We start from the raw sequence: 16,479 nt of genomic DNA on the forward strand, positions 1-16,479 counted from the left end.
TTCAGGTATGATCATTGGTATAAATGTTCGGGAATGCAGGATTTTAGTTAATCATTAGTTTAACTAAAATGTGTCCGTAAAACTATCCTAACACCATTCAGTGGTAAAAAGCATGGCGCTAGTGGTACATTCGTTGGTGGTAAGCACCCTGGCTATCAACCAAGAAAAAGTCCGATATAATAATCACATGGCTTTTTGGAGGACATCTCTCCTAATTGGTATGACGCGAGGGATGCTCTTCGGTTAAAATCTAAGGGCAATAACATTCTGTTTTCGCAGAAAATAAAGCGCCATCCTTAGTGATATTTGCCCACTGGAACATTTCGTTAATCCGAATCAGTTTAGCAGGTGCCGGTTACAGATCCAAAGGTTGATCCCTATACAAGGTCCAGCCGAAATCAACCGATGTGGCAGAGTATTGATCCCCCCTTCTTCCATAGATCAAACGTTCAGATGTCACGATAAATCCCAATGCTTCAACAGCTTTTTTGATTTTATCACTATTTCTGTAGTCGCCAAGCTGCGGCTCTGTTTGAGTTGCATACCAGATTGCCCGCATAACAATGCCACCCAAGGGATAAAATATGCCGTCCATCATGAGATGGTGTTTTTCAAACCCATCACGATTTTCATCATGGAACCGAACGATCATTTTGTTCTCCATTTCTTCGACAGCAAGCAGAATGTGGCTCTTGTTTAAATTGTTTGGGATCATGGTAACAAACCTCCATCATATTGTTGCTATTTTCTGACTTTAGTTGATTATAGCAATCCTACCGATCATCAATCAATAGCGTTCACTGTTTTGTTTCATAATTTGTCCAATAATTTAAATGTAGTATCAACGTAAGCGTTAAATTAAAAATCGGAGTCTCAAACTCAGCTCCGATTTTTAATCAAAAGATTATTTAAACCTTATTTCTCCACCAATTCAATGTTCTTAGCAGGCACTCATCAATATCATACTTTGGTGACCAATTTGTTGCCTCATTGAATTTACTATAATCTCCTGCGAAGGATTTTACTTCTGCAGGTCTATAACGTCTATCATCTCTAACGACAGTTATCTTTTTGTTAGAAAATCCAATAAGTTTTTCTAAAATCTTCTCAATCTTAATTGGTTTACCTGAAGAAATATTATAAATATCATTTGGAATATCTTTATTTATTGCGGTAATATAAGCATTTACAACATCATCTACAGGTAAGAAGTCTCGGTAGGTTGATATGTCTCCAACTTGAATAGTAGGTTCCTGGATTCCTCGTTCAATCTCTGCTATTTGCGAGCAGAAATCACTCACGACAAAACCTTTCTTTTGCCCAGAGCCAAAATGATTGAATGGTCTTAAGCAGACAATATTTACGTGGTGCTTTCTTGCTAATTGTATTCCTAACTGCTCTGCAGCTAATTTACTAATAGCATACGGATTTTGAGGAAGACAAGGATCACTTTCACTTAATAATTGTCTTGTCTTAGCTGTTATTCCATATTCGTCACTGGAACCAACCACTATTAACTTAGTAGACAATTTCAGTTTAATAATAGAGCTAATAAGATTAGTTGTTCCAATAGCATTAATTTCCATTGTTTCAACCGGGTGTTTCCATGCGAATGGAACATTACTTTGCGCAGCTAAATGAACAATCACATCCGGATTAACTGCATGTAAAACTTTCCTTATAGAATCCTCATCCCGGACATCCATCTTGAAAATTTGCTCATCATCAATAATTGTTTGATCACTGTGTGAAGTCAAGTAAATATCATGATTAATCACTTGTTTGACCAGATGGTTAGCCACAAAGCCGTTTGCACCAGTAATAAGAATTCTCATTAATTACCACTACTTACTCTTATTTCTTTTGATACCCTCTCTAAGTCAGCATCAACCATCATTTCGATCAATTCTTCTAATGATGTTTTTGCATGCCAGTTCAATTTTTCCTTAGCCTTTTGTGGTTCACCTAGCAACAATTCTACTTCTGCAGGTCTATAAAATTTTGGATCTCTTACGACAAAATCCTCATAGTTTAATCCAACTTTGTTAAACGCAATCTTACACATATCTCGAACCGTTGTGGTTCTTCCCGTTGCAACTACATAATCATCTGATTTTTCTTGTTGCAGCATTAACCACATAGCTTCAACATAGTCACCGGCAAATCCCCAATCACGTTTAGCATCAATGTTTCCAAGTCTCAATTCTTCTTGTAAACCCAGCTTAATTCTAGCAACAGCGTCTGTTACTTTGCGTGTAACAAATTCAATACCTCTTAATGGAGATTCATGATTAAATAAAATACCATTTGAGGCATGAATATTAAAACTTTCTCTATAGTTAATCGTGATCCAATATCCATACATTTTTGCGACACCGTATGGACTTCTGGGATGAAATGGAGTTGTCTCAGACTGACGTGCTTCTTGAATTAATCCAAACATTTCACTCGTCGATGCTTGATAAAATTTAGCAACACTGTCCGTTAGCCTAATTGCCTCAAGAACATTAAGAACGCCAACACCAGTCACCTGTGCTGTTAATTGCGGCTGCTGCCAAGAAGTGCCTACAAAACTTTGAGCTGCCAAATTATATACTTCATTGGGCTGAGCAATCTTCATGGCTCGAATGATTGATGTAACATCAGTAAGGTCACCTTCAATTAACTCCACTTCATGTTCAATATTTAAATATCGCAATCTCCATTTAGTATCCGTACTTCTTCTTGCTATTAATCCGTATACTTTATAGTCTTTTTCCAAAAGCAATTTTGCGAGGTATGCTCCATCTTGTCCTGTGATACCTGTTATGAGTGCTGATCTCATTCAAATCCCTCCAACCTAAATTTTCAAAAGTATCACACGGCTTGATTATAATCAAGCCCATATGTTTAGAGTTAATCAAATTTATTCTAACTGTTTCCTTTCATCAGATACAGTGTATCTCAAGTTACATAGTTACATTAGCTTGTGTTTTGCTAACTTTTTATTAGTCTACAAGAATTCACAAAATATTTTTAATTTAGCAAAACATTATGAATTAATTATTAGCAATAATTTGTAAATCTAGCAATCTTACTCCAATATTTTCAAAAAATCATTGTAAAAGGTTCTATCATCTAAGTTATTTATAGCAAATTTTCTTGCATTATTTTCATAAAAGTTTCGTTTCGCTTTATTTTTTGCTAAATAAACAACATCCTTAGCCAACTGTTGTACTAAACTATTATCTATTTTAACTAAAATCCCACAATTATTTGGAACTATTTCAGGTGTACCACCTGTCCTTGTTGTAATTAAAGATTTACCAATCGCTAATGATTCTAGAATGGATAGAGAACATGGCTCGTTCCATATAGATGGTAATAAAATAATATCTGATAAATTAAGATAATCAGGGACAGAATTATGACTCACGTATCCCGTAAATACAATTGATTCTTTGTTATTTGTTTTATTAATTTCCTCCTTTAACAATCGATAATATTTCCTATTAGCATTTTTTATATCTCCAATAATTATTAATTTAAGACCACTTACAAATTGCCTAGCCACTTTGAAAGCTTTAATCGCCTCTAATATCCCTTTTTCTTTAACAATTCTTCCATGAATAACAATAGTTGTGATCTGATTATCTATATTAAATTTTTGACATAACCCATTATCTTTATAACGCGGAGCAAATTTGTTAATATCTACCCTGTTTGTGAGTGTGGTTACTTTCCAAGCATAATTAATATCTATTGATTTTATTTTATTCGCAATAAAATCACTTACTGCAATTATTTTGTTAAGAGCTTTTATAATTTTTTTTGCATTTACAGTACGAAACGTTAAGTGCTCATTATGCATATGCAGAGCAATTTTAGAATCACTGAATGCCTCCCTAAGGGGCAATACAAAATCCGGCCGATTCTCAACAATAATCCAATCATATGAGTGACCCTTCATTTGTCCTATAACATTGTTGATGTATATTTTTTTATAATTAATTATATTTAATTTTCTATTCACTTTTATTAGAAAACTATTTTGATATTTCAAATTTACATATATCCCTCTCGTAAACCTATATCTTTTTGCTTTTTTTAGAGATAAAGCATTATATTTAGAGTAAATATCAATTTTATTGTTTATATATTTTTCATTGTACTGTATAAATGTGTCAATTATTGTTTCGACTGCTCCGCCCTCTGTAGCAGGAATTGGTTTAGACTCATTACCAATAATTGCTAACCTCAAAAGATCCTCTCCTTTATAATTTTCAATATTTGTGTACTATTTTGGGGTTTAATTTTGCTTGAAAATTCGCCAAATTATTTAATCATTAATCTCTTTCCTTTATAAGTTCTCCATATTTGGTTCACTGATGTATACTGTATTGCTAAAACTACTAATAAAATTAACAAATTAATTAATAACATATTAGTTTGAACCAGGTTAATAAAGGCACTAACTAATAGTACTAATAAGACCATGTAATGTTTTGATACAGCAAACTTCATACCACTTTTATTTGAAAAATATGTTCTTGCCGCAAAGAAAAAAACATAAGATACAGATGTTGCAATAGCTGCTCCAATTGCCCCATACTTGGGGACTAATAAAATATTTAAAACGGTATTCGGAATAATAGCAATTACCCCAACAAAAATACTTAAATAACTTTTTCTAGAAAAAACAATTCCTAAACAAGTAGTCTCACTGACGGTATATATGATAGGTTGAAGGCATAGGAAACCAATTAAATACCTAGAGTCCGCATAACCGGAAGAAAGTATTGATACAATGAGATCCTTAAATATTAAAATACCAACAGCCAATACTGACATCACAAGTAGTATTGAATCACTTACTACTTTATAATAAGCTATATTCTTTTCTTCAGCATACCATCTATAAGCCGTTGGGACCCAAAAACTTGTAAAACTTGTCTGCACTATTGATAAGACCGCAGCAATCTTTAATGTTGCTGTGAAAATGCCTATTTGATAGAAGTCACTCCACATACGAAGTGATAGTCTATCCAATGAATTTAATAGACTTGACAAAGATGTAGCAACCAAAATTGGTAACCCAAATAGCACCATTCTTTTAATCAATTTTTTATTAATAGAAAAATATCTTAGATAAAATAATTTTTTATATCTAACTATTAGATATAAGTCCCCTAGTATTTGTCCAAATACTGTTGAGTAAACAATTGCTAAAAAGTCACGTCTTACATAAAATATGAAGATTAAAGTAAAAATTAAAATAGTCAATTTGACAATAATATTAAGTACTGAAAATTCTAATGCATTTTCCTTCATTCGTATTGAAAGTAAAATAAATCTTTCTAATACCATAAAAATAATCATAATACCAAAAAAAATGGATGGTACTACATAATTAGGACTATCGAATAATATTTTTGATGTTATTTGAGGGCAAATTAGTATAGCCAACAAAACAATAATCGATAAAAATAGTGGAATGGAAATTGCATTCTGGAATAAATTTATCTTATTTTCCCCAGAGTGATACTCTCTAGTATATGCTTGATCAATACCTAGATATAGAAAAGTCCCAAATATTATTTGAAATAATATAAACATACTTGCTTTTCCAAATTCAATTGGACTAATAAAGTAGGTAGTTATTGGGATGGTAATAAATGAAATGAAAGCTCCAATCACTGGTCCAATCGAGAAACCTAAAAGCTTTTTTATGAATGTATTCATATCATGTACCAATAGATTTTATCTATTGGTCACCTCTTTTCATTACTAATCTAGCTTTCTGAAATCAATATCACTATAATATTGAAGCAATCTATTCATTTCAATATCATTATTATTTTTCATAACATTTTTTTTTATAAGGCCCTCTTTCTGAGATCCACTTATTGTTGGAAAATGAACTGAATATGAAAATACTTTTCTAACTTTTGATCCTTTTTTTATTTCCATGATTTTCAGCCAAATGTCATCACAATATGGAGAAACCTTCATAAAAATATTCTCATTTAAAGTGTCTCTGTATAAGGATAATGGGGGATATAGCACTCCGCTAACTCCAGTTGGCAATAAAAAATGAGTTGAGTTGTTAATATTTGGCGATTCATGATTCCATTGACTATAGGGTAATACCTTTCCATCAGCAGTATACTTAATTTCATGTGCCCTATAACAAATTACTTCGTTTGGAAATTTATCATGTTTTTTAATCAATTTCCTTATAAAATATCTTGGATAAAAAACATCATCATCAGTGGTAATAATAACATCATCTATATATTTTTTTAATGTCCCATAGTATTTTTTATGTGATCTAAAGTCGTTACAATATTCTATATCAAGGCCCAATTCTTGAAGTTTAGTTAACTCCAAAGGGAGTTTATAATTTTTCAAATTGTAATCGAGCCAAAGAATTATTTTATCTGGCTTCATTGTTTGATTCATTAATGATGAAATTGTTAACCACACCAAATTTATTCTACTAGGTATAGTAGTTAAAGAGACTATTACTTTTGTTTCTTGTTTTTCCTTATTTAAGGTAAGATTTCCTGATTTAAGCATAACATGATAAATTTTGGGATACACGAAGTTATAGAATACACGAATAAACTTGGATTGTTCGATTTTTGAATATAATTTACTTATCATTTTATACACCACCAATTTGAGTAGCTTCGGATAAATTAGTCAACTTTTTTAAAGAAACTAAAAATAGTTAATGTTTATTAGTAAAATAAGTATTAATGAATTCCTTGTAAAATATAGGGATGAATTTTATACCATCAATAAAATATCTTTTAAACAACCTATTGGGTTCGAGCATAAGTCTAAAAAGCCATTCTAATGATAATATCTGCATAATTTTAGGAGCTCGTTTTTTTTACCTGCTAAAAAGTCTATTGCAGCACCTATTGACATAGATATGGGTACATTCAGAATTTCTAAGTTCTGATAGATAAATTTTTCTCCTTTCGGTGATCCTAATGAAACTAAAAGAATATCAGGTCCAAAGTTTTTTATCTTTCTAATCGCTTTTAAGTTTTCTGTATTGTTTTTTTCAAATCCAAATGGTGGAGAATAACTCTCAATAAGAAAAGGTGTTTTACAATTATATAGAACCTTGTCTTTTGCCCTCTGAGCAACTTCTTTTTTTGCACCTAAAATAAATACCTTATATCTTTTCTGTTCAGCTAATTTCATAATTTGAGGAACTAAATCAGCGCCAGTTACTCTCTCAATCAATTTTTTTCTTAATAATTTTGAACTAATAATAATTGGCATACCATCTGCAAGTATTAAGCTCGCATTATCATAAATTTTTTTAAATAATTTATCAGATTTTAACTTTACAATATGATCAACATTAGGAGTCACCAAATACTTTTTATTGCTGTTTTGTATAATAAGGTCAATCTCTTGTATTGTTTTTTCCATATCTAAGTTATTAAATGACACTCCAAACAATGAAACATTATCCATGGTCATATAGCACCTTGCCCATTAATTTATCCAGTTTAGTCACTAAACTTTCTGTAGAATAATACTCTTCATAAGTATTCCTAGCATTATTAATTATAGAATTTTTTAATGATTTGTGTGTAGACAGATACAGTATATTATTTACAAATTCATCTTTAGTATTGGAAATCAATATATTTTCACCATCGCTGTACTTAATTCCTTCTGCTCCAATTGATGTAGATACAACAGGAATTCCTTTGGCAAAAGACTCTATAATCTTAACTCTTTGTCCACTCCCCACAAATAAAGGAACTATACTAATATCGCACTTGCTGATGTAATCGTTAATATCCTTAACATAACCTGTAACGAAAATATTTTTTTCTGTCTTCCCACATTGCACTATATCCAAAGGGGGATTCCCCCCCACGATAAAAAGATTAAATTTATCTTTATCTAATTTTCCATATACATTTTTTATAAACCAAATTATTCCGGAATAATTTGGATACCAAGTCATTGTACCCATGAATAATAAGTTAATATTATTAGTAATTTTCTCTTTTTTCTTAACTACTTCACTTTGTATGTGTATTGGTATTACTTCTATATCTTCCTTAACAGAGTTTAACTTGTTACCTATCAGATTCATAAATTGGTTCTTGTCATTTTCACTTAGTGCAATAATTTTATCTGCCTTTATTAATTTATATTTTTCGAATTTTCTTAGTTTAAAATATTCTATTAAACCAAGTATCCTTTTTAATCCTCTCGTTTCTCTAACAAATCTACTAAAAATAAGTGATTCCACATTTTGTTGGTCTAATATTACTTTAGTTTTGAAAAAAGGACTATAAACCATCATTGATAGGTGGCTGACATATATTAGATCATATTTATTTTGTAATTGTTCATTTATTATTATTTTTTTCATTTTTCTAGAATAGAATTTGTTTATAGTATAAGGTTTACTACTTATTAGGCTTAGCAAGTAATCCTTTAGAAATTGCTTAGTAGAGTCATTTTTTATTACTTTTTTTTCTACTACTGCAACTTTTCCGCAAATATTTTTAAGTTCATGCAAAAAGTTTATATCATTATGATTATTGACAAAGGTTAGAAGATCTACCTCATGATTTACTGAGAGTGCTTTAATGTTATTAAATACCTTTATTTTTCCGCCATTATCTAGAGGGAATGGTAGCAGATTATTAAGAAATAATATTTTCAAGAAATACTCTCCTCTCCTTTAATATCTAGCACTATAAATATTTTCAATTTTTGTTTTTGCATTATCTTCAGAAAAATAGGTTAATACCTGAGTTCTCCACTGCTCTGGTGTTTTCTCTAAAGAATGACTTAGAGTAATTTCTAAACTATGCATATCTTTTTCGTCCCAAACATACTCGCTGCCACCGACCATATATTTCATATCCCCTGCATCTGTAACTACTGGTGGCAATCCACATCCCATGGCTTCTAAAAGTGAAAGAGGTGTACATTCATATTTTGATAGTAATAAAAAAGCATCCGCTGACCAATAATATTTTCTTGGATCGCTAGTAAATGGATAGACAAGAACATCTTTTTCAAGGTTATACTCTTTTATCTTTATTTGAATTTCATTTTTCATTGAACCTTCTCCAACCATTACCATTGTCCAGTTATATTCTTTAAATTTTCTCGCAATATCTAAAAATACCAATATATTTTTCTGCTCCTCAAATCTTCCAATAAAGAGGAGTATTTTCTTATTAATGGGTTGACGTAATTCTAATTTGCTTTTTCTTTTTTCGTCGTCTGTTGGAATGCGGAAATGGGAATAATTTGACCAATTAGATATAATGTCGAAATTATTCAATTTAATACGATAATTTTTCCAAAGTTCATCTTTTGCTGAATTTGCAACACAAATTATAACAACTTTATTATAGGTAATCTTTAATAAATGTCTAACAATCAACGGGTAATGAAAATTTGCGGCAAGGTGCAGTGTGGCAATAAAAATCTTTTTATATAAAACTAACGAAAGGAATTGAATCCAAAAGCAAGATGCAGGATGTGTTAGATTTAAATGGATAATGTCTGGAGAATATCTAAGATAATACTTAAAGAAACTAATAATTGAGCCGATGGGTTTTTTATTAGAAATGATTCCTTCATGAAAATTATGTTTATAAAATTTTTTAGAAAGTTCTTTATTTCCGATAATTTCATACTTTTCTTTATCACCCATTGTATCAGTTAGGCTTTGAATATATTTTTCGGCCCCCCCAAATTTTTCTGAGTCAGTTATCAATAAAATTTTTTTCAAAATAAATCACTTCTTTCCGTACATTTAGATATTTGATATCCCAACGATGCCCAAAATGCAAGAACAGCGATAGTTTGATACCATGCGTGATTTTCAAAAATTGCCTCAATAGTCAATGTAACATAGATAGATACTAATAAGTATTTATCACTTGACTTCTTAATTGACTTAATACCAATTAGTGCAAACAAATTAAATAATAAGACAAAAATAAATCCAACATTGTAGATTATATCTAAATACCATGATTCAAAATTATTATTTACACTTTTCAACACTGTTCCAAAATATGGAGAAATACCTATTCCATTTCCCCACCAAAAATTATTCTTTATTGCTATTAACCCATTATTTAAACCTACAATATGACCGTCCGTTGAAGTATCACTATAAAGTAGTTGAGCAAAATACGACGAATCTTTATACAGGAGTAATGGTAGTAAAATGATCAACAGTGCATATAGGAAAAAATTATTGAAAAAGAATATTTTTCTTTTATTTTTTAAGAATAACGATAACAATCCTATTCCAAGAACAGCACTAATCCAACTAGCGCGTGTAAGCGATAATAAAAGCATTACTGCTGTTAATAGAAACCCAATCAAGTAAAATTTAGATTTATTGGCAACTAATTTGTAGTACCAATACTGTATCATTAAGCCACAATACATACCTAATGTTAATGGACTTAAAAAAGCGCTCATCATTCTAGGCATTCCTTGTTTATAAAATACACTCATTGACTGATCCCCATATGTATCACTACCTAAATACTTTGCAAATCCAAGTTGTATTAATATACCATGATTAGATAAAACATCAAAAATTCCAATAACAAACACAAACACAGTAAAAATCATAGATATTTTGGCGAAATTTATTTTTTTAAAGTCAAAATATATAATTCTACCAAAGAAAAATGCAGGCAAAAATAAAGAAATTTTCAAGAATGACATTACTAATATAAAAAAATCAATATTATTGTTTTTAGAAACAATAGTTAATATTAATAAGAAAACAAATAGTATAATTCCTATATAATCAATCGATTTAAATCTTAAATTCACTAGTTTTTTATTAAAAATAATATAAAACCATATATAAAATATTGGAAAATAATAAATTATTGTACTCTGATTTGTGTGACTACTTATTAGATTGAACTGTAAAAAAAGCATTTGAATAAAGCCACTAAACATGATAAGTCCAAATACAATAAAAACATATATTTTAGAGAATTGAATTCTAAATATATGGAATAGCATGCAACTGACCAATAGTAATAGATTCAACAAAAACACTGGATTAGACGCACTCAATAATCCTACGATTATTGAAAATAAAGCAAACAGAGGGATGGCTACGTTTTTATTCATATCTATATATCCTTTACTAAACAAAATATAGTCATCCCCTTTCAAAGAATACTTGATGAAAAATTTTCTGCAATGTAATCCCAGATAAATTCTTTGTGTATTAATTCTTTAGCCTTATAAGACATATCATTTAACAAATAACGATTTTTAATATAATAAAGTATCTTTTCTACCCAAAGCTTGTAATCAAAATTATTAACGATTATTCCGTTAGAACCATTTTTAATTACAGTAACTGCTCCTCCATTATATGAAGTTACAACTGGTAAACCAAAATACATACTTTCTAATATTACCATTCCAAATATTTCATACTTGGTTGGAAGTATAAATAAATCAGCAGCCTTGTATAGTATTGAAAGATTGGTTTGCTGCACACTCTTAAAATATATTATTTGTTCTCTTATTCCTAATTTATTTGCGTAATCAAAATAATTATTAACCTCATTTTGTTCCCCATTACCAACGACTATCAACCGTATGTCGTTGTCTTTATCAACAATCTCTTTAAATAAGTAAATTAGAAATTTTATATTTCGTCGATCTTCAAGTTTTCCAATATAGAGCAACTTTTTTTTATCCCCAATTATATCTAGCTTACTTTTTAAATCTTTCGCTTCATTAGAGATCTGATTAGGAGTAAATTTAGTCACATCCAACCCGACACCTAGAGTTTTAACATCTTTAAATCCCTTTTTAATTAAGTACTCTTCGGCTAATTTTGACTTGGCAAAAACCCTATACAAATTATTAATAATTCTCTTTAGAAAAAAGAAATCGTATAGTTTTATCAAATATTTTTCTCTTCTGCCCTCTTCATATGGACCATGATATAAAATTAATTTATTAGCGCATATAAACGAAAGTAAGTACGTCATTATTTGGGAATATTCAGTCGTTATCACAAAATCATACTTACTAAGGAACTTCTTCTTTAACAGTTTAGGATATATGCCAAAGTAGTGCAGTCTAAAACCCTTAACCCAAATTATATTTAGCTTATTTCCTTGATACTCAAATACAGTTTCTTTTCTAAATTTATACTTAGTACTATAGTAAATAATATCACAACTATTTCCTAGTTTAACAAGTGATTTTCCAAGCCCTACTTCCTGTAAATTATACATATTGGGATTAACAACAGTTGGATAATTTCTAATATACAATATTTTTTTGTTCATAATCATATCACATCTTTGTGTTATTTGTTTTGCCATCCTGATTCTAAAAAGCATTTTTTGACCAAAGCATTAGTAACATTGTCTGAATAATTATCCTTATATCTAAAATGAAACTTCTATTTTCAATGTACTCTAGATCCAATTTCACCATTTTCTTAAAGCCCACATTACTCCTACCGCTTACCTGCCACAAACCGGTGCATCCTGGAGTGACAAGCAACCGTTGTTTGTCGTAATTTGAGTATTTCTCTACTTCTCTAGGAAGCGGTGGTCTTGGTCCGACTAGGCTCATATTTCCCACTAACACATTAAATAGTTGCGGCAGTTCATCAATACTTGTCTTCCTAATAAAATGACCTATTCGGGTGACTCGCGGATCGTTTTTCATCTTAAACATAGCGCCTGTTGTTTCGTTTTTATCAAGTAACTTGTCTAAGAGTTCCTCAGCATTCGTGACCATTGAACGAAACTTGTAGATGTAAAACTGCTTGCCATCTTTACCAACACGTAGCTGTTTAAAAATGATGCTGCCTTTTCGATCCTCCAGTTTTATTAATAACGCAATTACTATGAAGACTGGAGACAAAAGAATAATACCGGTTAACGAACCGATCAGATCCATGGCTCGTTTAGCAAATAAATAATTTTTTTGATTTTCAATCTTTTCTTTTAAGTTTCGTGTTTCTTGTCCGATATTAATAGTGAGACTATTATCGGTGTCTATTGAACTTTTAGAAATAGCCATTGTCATCACCCTTACGCTAAAGGTAATTTCATTGTTTGTAGGATTTGATGAATTCCTGCGAGTACATCTTGCTGTAAATCCTTGTTCTTTAATGCCATTTCAATATTGGTTAGAACGAAACCGAGTGTTTCGCCGACGTCATAGCGTTTGCCTTCAAATTCGTAGGCATAGACGCCTTGCAGTTCATTGACCTTTTGAATCGCATCAGTCAGTTGGATTTCGCCGCCTGCACCAAGTTCTTGCTTATCTAGGAATTCAAAGATCTCCGGTGTGAGCACGTAGCGGCCGATGATTGCTAGGTTTGATGGCGGATTGTCTTTCGGCTTTTCAACGAATTGTTTTACATTGTATAGCCGTCCGTTCTGACTTTCCGGATCGATAATGCCATAACGCTGTGTTTGATCGTAAGGAACCTGCTGTACGGCAATTGCTGAGCAACCTGTTTTCTCATACTGTTCCGCAAGCTGCTGAATGCATGGTTTTTCATTTTGCACGATATCATCACCCAGCAGAACAGCAAACGGTTCATTACCGATAAACTTGCGTGCGCACCAGACGGCATGTCCCAATCCCATTGGCGCCTTTTGTCTTATGTAATGAATATCAATTTTTGAGGATTCACGAACCCTTTCAAGCAGATCCAGCTTGCCTTTGTGCTCCAGATTCTGTTCAAGCTCATAAGCATTGTCAAAGTGATCCTCGATTGCTCGTTTTCCTTTTCCTGTCACAATTATAATTTCTTCCATACCCGCATTGACCGCTTCTTCAACGATATATTGTATCGTCGGTTTATTGACAATCGGCAGCATTTCTTTAGGCAACGCTTTGGTTGCCGGCAGGAATCGTGTGCCTAAACCTGCTGCTGGGATGATTGCTTTTCTCACTTTTTTCATAGGTTCTGTTCTCCTCTCCGCTCAGCTAATGAGTTCTGATGTTTGGTCTGGTCGGCCAATTGAATAGTATTCGATTGTTGCTTGCTTTACTGCATCCAAGCTGTAGCAATTGCGTCCGTCAAACACAATGGGATCATTCATGAGTTGGTTGTATTCTGACAGATCGATATTTTTCACATCCGGCCAATCTGTGATGACTACCGCGAAGTCAGCATTTTGTAATGCTGTTGGCAACTGTTCGGTATACTCAATCTCTTCTTTGATCTGTCTTTTTGCGTTGTCAATGGCAATTGGATCATAGGCAATGATGTCTGCACCCAGTTCTGCCAGTTTCGGAATCATGACGAGTGCCGGCGATTCTCTGAGATCGTCGGTGTGCGGCTTGAACGCGAGACCTAGAACCGCAACTCTTTTACCTTCTAGGTTGCCAAACCGTGAGAGGATCTTGTCAACGAGCAGGACTTGTTGATTGTTATTGACTTCTATAACCGATTTCAACAAATTGAAATCATGGTGATTGTTTCCAGCGAGTTGAACAAGGGCATTGGTATCTTTTGGGAAACAGGAACCGCCATAACCAATCCCTGCTTTTAAGAAATCAGGTCCGATGCGGTGGTCAAAGCCCATGCCCTTTGCCACTTCTTCAACATTGGCACCAAGGGATTCGCAGATATTGGCAATTTCATTAATGAAACTGATCTTCGTCGCAAGAAACGCATTGGACGCATATTTGATCATTTCCGCACTGGAGATGTCCGTTTTTAGAATAGGCATGTCAAATGGTGCGTTAATTTCTGCTAGAGTATCAGCCGTTGCTTCATCCTCCGCGCCAATGACAATCCGGTCGCCATGAAAGGTATCGTTAACTGCTGATCCTTCTCTAAGAAATTCTGGATTCGAAGCAATTTTCACTTGGATACCCGGTTGCACGTTTGCGTTAATGACATTCAGAATATGGAAGTTCGTCCCCACCGGAACCGTGCTTTTTATCACAACAATCACATTCTGGGTGATGTTATGCGCAATGTCCTTTGCCGCGGCTTCAACGTAGTCAAGATTGGCTGAGCCATCTGCACGCTTCGGGGTTCCTACTGCAATATAAACAACTGCTGCTTCGGCTAATCCTTCGCTATGCGTTGCAGTGAACGCTAAGCGGCCTGCCGCCATATTCTTTTTCATTAATTCTTCGAGACCCGGCTCATAGATCGTTGGAATCCCTTTGCTTAATGTCTCTACTTTTGATGGATCCACATCGATACAGGTCACATGATGACCGATCTCCGAAAGTGCGACACCTGTAACCAACCCAACATAGCCGGTACCAATAACCGCAATTTTCATTATTTCATTCCCCCTGTTTAGAGAATTTCTCTATTTGTTTTATATGAAATAATCGGCTCCCTCATTTGGTAAGGTTGTCGAGAATAGACGTTGTTGGAATATCGGGTTTTAAAAAAACCCTAAGATTTTCTTTTTCTTTATCTCAACTGGTTCCTCGCGGTTTACGAGTTCGCCGTTAATTAATAGTTCCGCATTTTCTTTAAAAAGGTCGGCCAAGTCTTTTCCGTAGTTTTTCTTCAGTTCGTAAAAGGCTTTTTGCATGTAAAAGGGTCGGTGGGTCGTGTTGTGTGCGTCCGAGGCTACGAAATGTGAATGATTATGTATGATGAATTGGCGGGCGCGTTTCTTAGCTGTTCGTCCATTCTTGCCGATCAAGCTTGCTGCAGTTACCTGTGACAGGGCGCCATCATTAATAAACGCATAGAGAAGGTTTGGACGATCCGCGAGTTCTTGATTGAGCTCAGGATGAACGATCACCGGCGTTACGCCCTTCACTTGCAGTTCAAAGAACAGCTGCTGTGCATACCTTGGCACATGATGGGTCGGGAATTCAACCATGATGTAGGTGTTGTTACTATTCACCGTCATCAAATCCTGTGTTTCGAGCTCATCGGCCATCTCGCCAAAGATGCGCACTTCTTGGCCGGGTAACAGTTCCAGGCCAATTTGATGGTCCTTGAATAGTTGGTTTACGCGCTGCACATGCTGCTGAACTTCTGGTGCAGGATTATCCCAATGACGGTTCCGATGGTGCGGTGTGGCGACGATTTTTGTGATGCCTTCGGATACGGCGAGCTTTGCCATCTCAAGTGCTACTTGCTCATCAGCAGCGCCATCATCGATACCCGGCAGGATATGGCAATGGATATCAATCATGATCGCGTCCCCCTTTCTGCTCATCGCTGCAAATAAAATGGTTTACTCATCACCATAATAGCTGTAATAATAGTACCCGCTGCCCTTACTCATCGGCTTACCATTGAGAACAACGCCGAGAATCTTTGCTTTCGCTTTGTTCAGCAGTTCCTTGGCTTTTAATGCCGCCTCTTTTTCAGCGACACCGCTGCGAACGACAAGAATTGTCCCATCGCAAACATTGGCCAGCACCTGTGCATCGGTGACCGCAAGCACCGGCGGCGTGTCAATAATGACGTTATCAAAGAGTGTTAAG

At 33.5% G+C, this 16,479-nt stretch carries 14 protein-coding genes and 2 pseudogenes; all 16 read right to left on the minus strand.

Going from position 1 to position 16,479, the window contains the following annotated elements; translation table 11 throughout:
* Nucleotides 1-355: 355 nt before the first annotated feature.
* Nucleotides 356-715, minus strand: coding sequence for a hypothetical protein (locus tag SIN01_RS10905; protein ID WP_010026729.1), 360 nt, complete (start codon nucleotides 713-715; stop codon nucleotides 356-358).
* Nucleotides 716-908: 193 nt separating this feature from the next.
* Complete coding sequence (locus SIN01_RS10910) at nucleotides 909-1,835, minus strand: GDP-mannose 4,6-dehydratase (RefSeq protein WP_010026730.1); 927 nt, start codon at nucleotides 1,833-1,835, stop codon at nucleotides 909-911.
* Nucleotides 1,835-2,824 (minus strand): GDP-mannose 4,6-dehydratase, encoded by a 990-nt coding sequence (gene gmd, locus SIN01_RS10915; protein ID WP_010026732.1) that lies wholly within the window; start codon nucleotides 2,822-2,824, stop codon nucleotides 1,835-1,837. Before gmd ends, SIN01_RS10910 begins: the two co-directional genes overlap by 1 nt.
* Nucleotides 2,825-3,073: 249 nt before the next feature.
* Nucleotides 3,074-4,240 carry a glycosyltransferase family 4 protein gene (locus SIN01_RS10920; RefSeq protein ID WP_010027299.1) on the minus strand — a complete coding sequence of 389 codons (1,167 nt, stop codon included), beginning with the start codon at nucleotides 4,238-4,240 and terminating at the stop codon, nucleotides 3,074-3,076.
* 74 nt (nucleotides 4,241-4,314) lie between these two features.
* Nucleotides 4,315-5,733 carry an oligosaccharide flippase family protein gene (locus SIN01_RS10925; protein ID WP_010027296.1) on the minus strand — a complete coding sequence of 473 codons (1,419 nt, stop codon included), beginning with the start codon at nucleotides 5,731-5,733 and terminating at the stop codon, nucleotides 4,315-4,317.
* A 33-nt stretch (nucleotides 5,734-5,766) separates the two neighbouring features.
* The gene (locus SIN01_RS10930; protein ID WP_010027295.1) at nucleotides 5,767-6,645 is read right to left on the minus strand and encodes a glycosyltransferase; all 879 of its coding nucleotides are present in this window, start codon (nucleotides 6,643-6,645) and stop codon (nucleotides 5,767-5,769) included.
* Between the two features lie 67 nt (nucleotides 6,646-6,712).
* Nucleotides 6,713-7,482: pseudogene (locus SIN01_RS10935) on the minus strand (WecB/TagA/CpsF family glycosyltransferase).
* Nucleotides 7,469-8,689, minus strand: a complete 1,221-nt coding sequence (locus SIN01_RS10940) for a glycosyltransferase (RefSeq protein WP_141306075.1) — start codon at nucleotides 8,687-8,689, stop codon at nucleotides 7,469-7,471. The pseudogene SIN01_RS10935 and the gene SIN01_RS10940 overlap by 14 nt, the downstream one beginning before the upstream one ends.
* A gap of 18 nt (nucleotides 8,690-8,707) precedes the next feature.
* Nucleotides 8,708-9,772 carry a glycosyltransferase gene (locus SIN01_RS10945; protein ID WP_010027027.1) on the minus strand — a complete coding sequence of 355 codons (1,065 nt, stop codon included), beginning with the start codon at nucleotides 9,770-9,772 and terminating at the stop codon, nucleotides 8,708-8,710.
* Entirely contained in the window at nucleotides 9,769-11,148 is a 1,380-nt protein-coding gene (locus tag SIN01_RS10950; RefSeq protein WP_141306076.1) for an O-antigen ligase family protein, read from the minus strand. Before SIN01_RS10950 ends, SIN01_RS10945 begins: the two co-directional genes overlap by 4 nt.
* Before the next feature lie 41 nt (nucleotides 11,149-11,189).
* Nucleotides 11,190-12,329: a glycosyltransferase family 4 protein gene (locus SIN01_RS10955; RefSeq protein ID WP_010027024.1), complete on the minus strand. Its 1,140-nt coding sequence runs from the start codon at nucleotides 12,327-12,329 to the stop codon at nucleotides 11,190-11,192.
* Nucleotides 12,330-12,372: 43 nt separating this feature from the next.
* Entirely contained in the window at nucleotides 12,373-13,074 is a 702-nt protein-coding gene (locus SIN01_RS10960) for a sugar transferase (RefSeq protein WP_010027022.1), read from the minus strand.
* Between the two features lie 11 nt (nucleotides 13,075-13,085).
* Nucleotides 13,086-13,967 carry a UTP--glucose-1-phosphate uridylyltransferase GalU gene (gene galU, locus SIN01_RS10965; RefSeq protein ID WP_010027020.1) on the minus strand — a complete coding sequence of 294 codons (882 nt, stop codon included), beginning with the start codon at nucleotides 13,965-13,967 and terminating at the stop codon, nucleotides 13,086-13,088.
* 21 nt (nucleotides 13,968-13,988) lie between these two features.
* On the minus strand, nucleotides 13,989-15,308 hold the full coding sequence (locus SIN01_RS10970; RefSeq protein WP_010027019.1) for a UDP-glucose dehydrogenase family protein: 1,320 nt from the start codon (nucleotides 15,306-15,308) through the stop codon (nucleotides 13,989-13,991).
* Nucleotides 15,309-15,416: 108 nt separating this feature from the next.
* A complete protein-coding gene (locus SIN01_RS10975; protein ID WP_010027018.1) occupies nucleotides 15,417-16,184 on the minus strand; it encodes a tyrosine-protein phosphatase in 768 nt (255 codons plus the stop codon).
* Between the two features lie 42 nt (nucleotides 16,185-16,226).
* Nucleotides 16,227-16,479 (minus strand): annotated as a pseudogene (locus tag SIN01_RS10980) (CpsD/CapB family tyrosine-protein kinase); the annotation flags it as partial.

Origin of the sequence: Sporolactobacillus inulinus (genome assembly GCF_006539285.1) — a bacterium.
Taxonomy (GTDB): domain Bacteria; phylum Bacillota; class Bacilli; order Bacillales; family Sporolactobacillaceae; genus Sporolactobacillus; species Sporolactobacillus inulinus.

Bases quoted from the DNA above. Each gene is read 5' to 3' on its own strand.
- SIN01_RS10905 (WP_010026729.1), bottom strand. From the start codon at position 715: ATGATCCCAAACAATTTAAACAAGAGCCACATTCTGCTTGCTGTCGAA.
- SIN01_RS10910 (WP_010026730.1), bottom strand. From the start codon at position 1,835: ATGAGAATTCTTATTACTGGTGCAAACGGCTTTGTGGCTAACCATCTG.
- gmd (WP_010026732.1), bottom strand. From the start codon at position 2,824: ATGAGATCAGCACTCATAACAGGTATCACAGGACAAGATGGAGCATAC.
- SIN01_RS10930 (WP_010027295.1), bottom strand. From the start codon at position 6,645: ATGATAAGTAAATTATATTCAAAAATCGAACAATCCAAGTTTATTCGT.
- SIN01_RS10950 (WP_141306076.1), bottom strand. From the start codon at position 11,148: ATGAATAAAAACGTAGCCATCCCTCTGTTTGCTTTATTTTCAATAATC.
- SIN01_RS10955 (WP_010027024.1), bottom strand. From the start codon at position 12,329: ATGAACAAAAAAATATTGTATATTAGAAATTATCCAACTGTTGTTAAT.
- SIN01_RS10960 (WP_010027022.1), bottom strand. From the start codon at position 13,074: ATGGCTATTTCTAAAAGTTCAATAGACACCGATAATAGTCTCACTATT.
- galU (WP_010027020.1), bottom strand. From the start codon at position 13,967: ATGAAAAAAGTGAGAAAAGCAATCATCCCAGCAGCAGGTTTAGGCACA.
- SIN01_RS10970 (WP_010027019.1), bottom strand. From the start codon at position 15,308: ATGAAAATTGCGGTTATTGGTACCGGCTATGTTGGGTTGGTTACAGGT.
- SIN01_RS10975 (WP_010027018.1), bottom strand. From the start codon at position 16,184: ATGATTGATATCCATTGCCATATCCTGCCGGGTATCGATGATGGCGCT.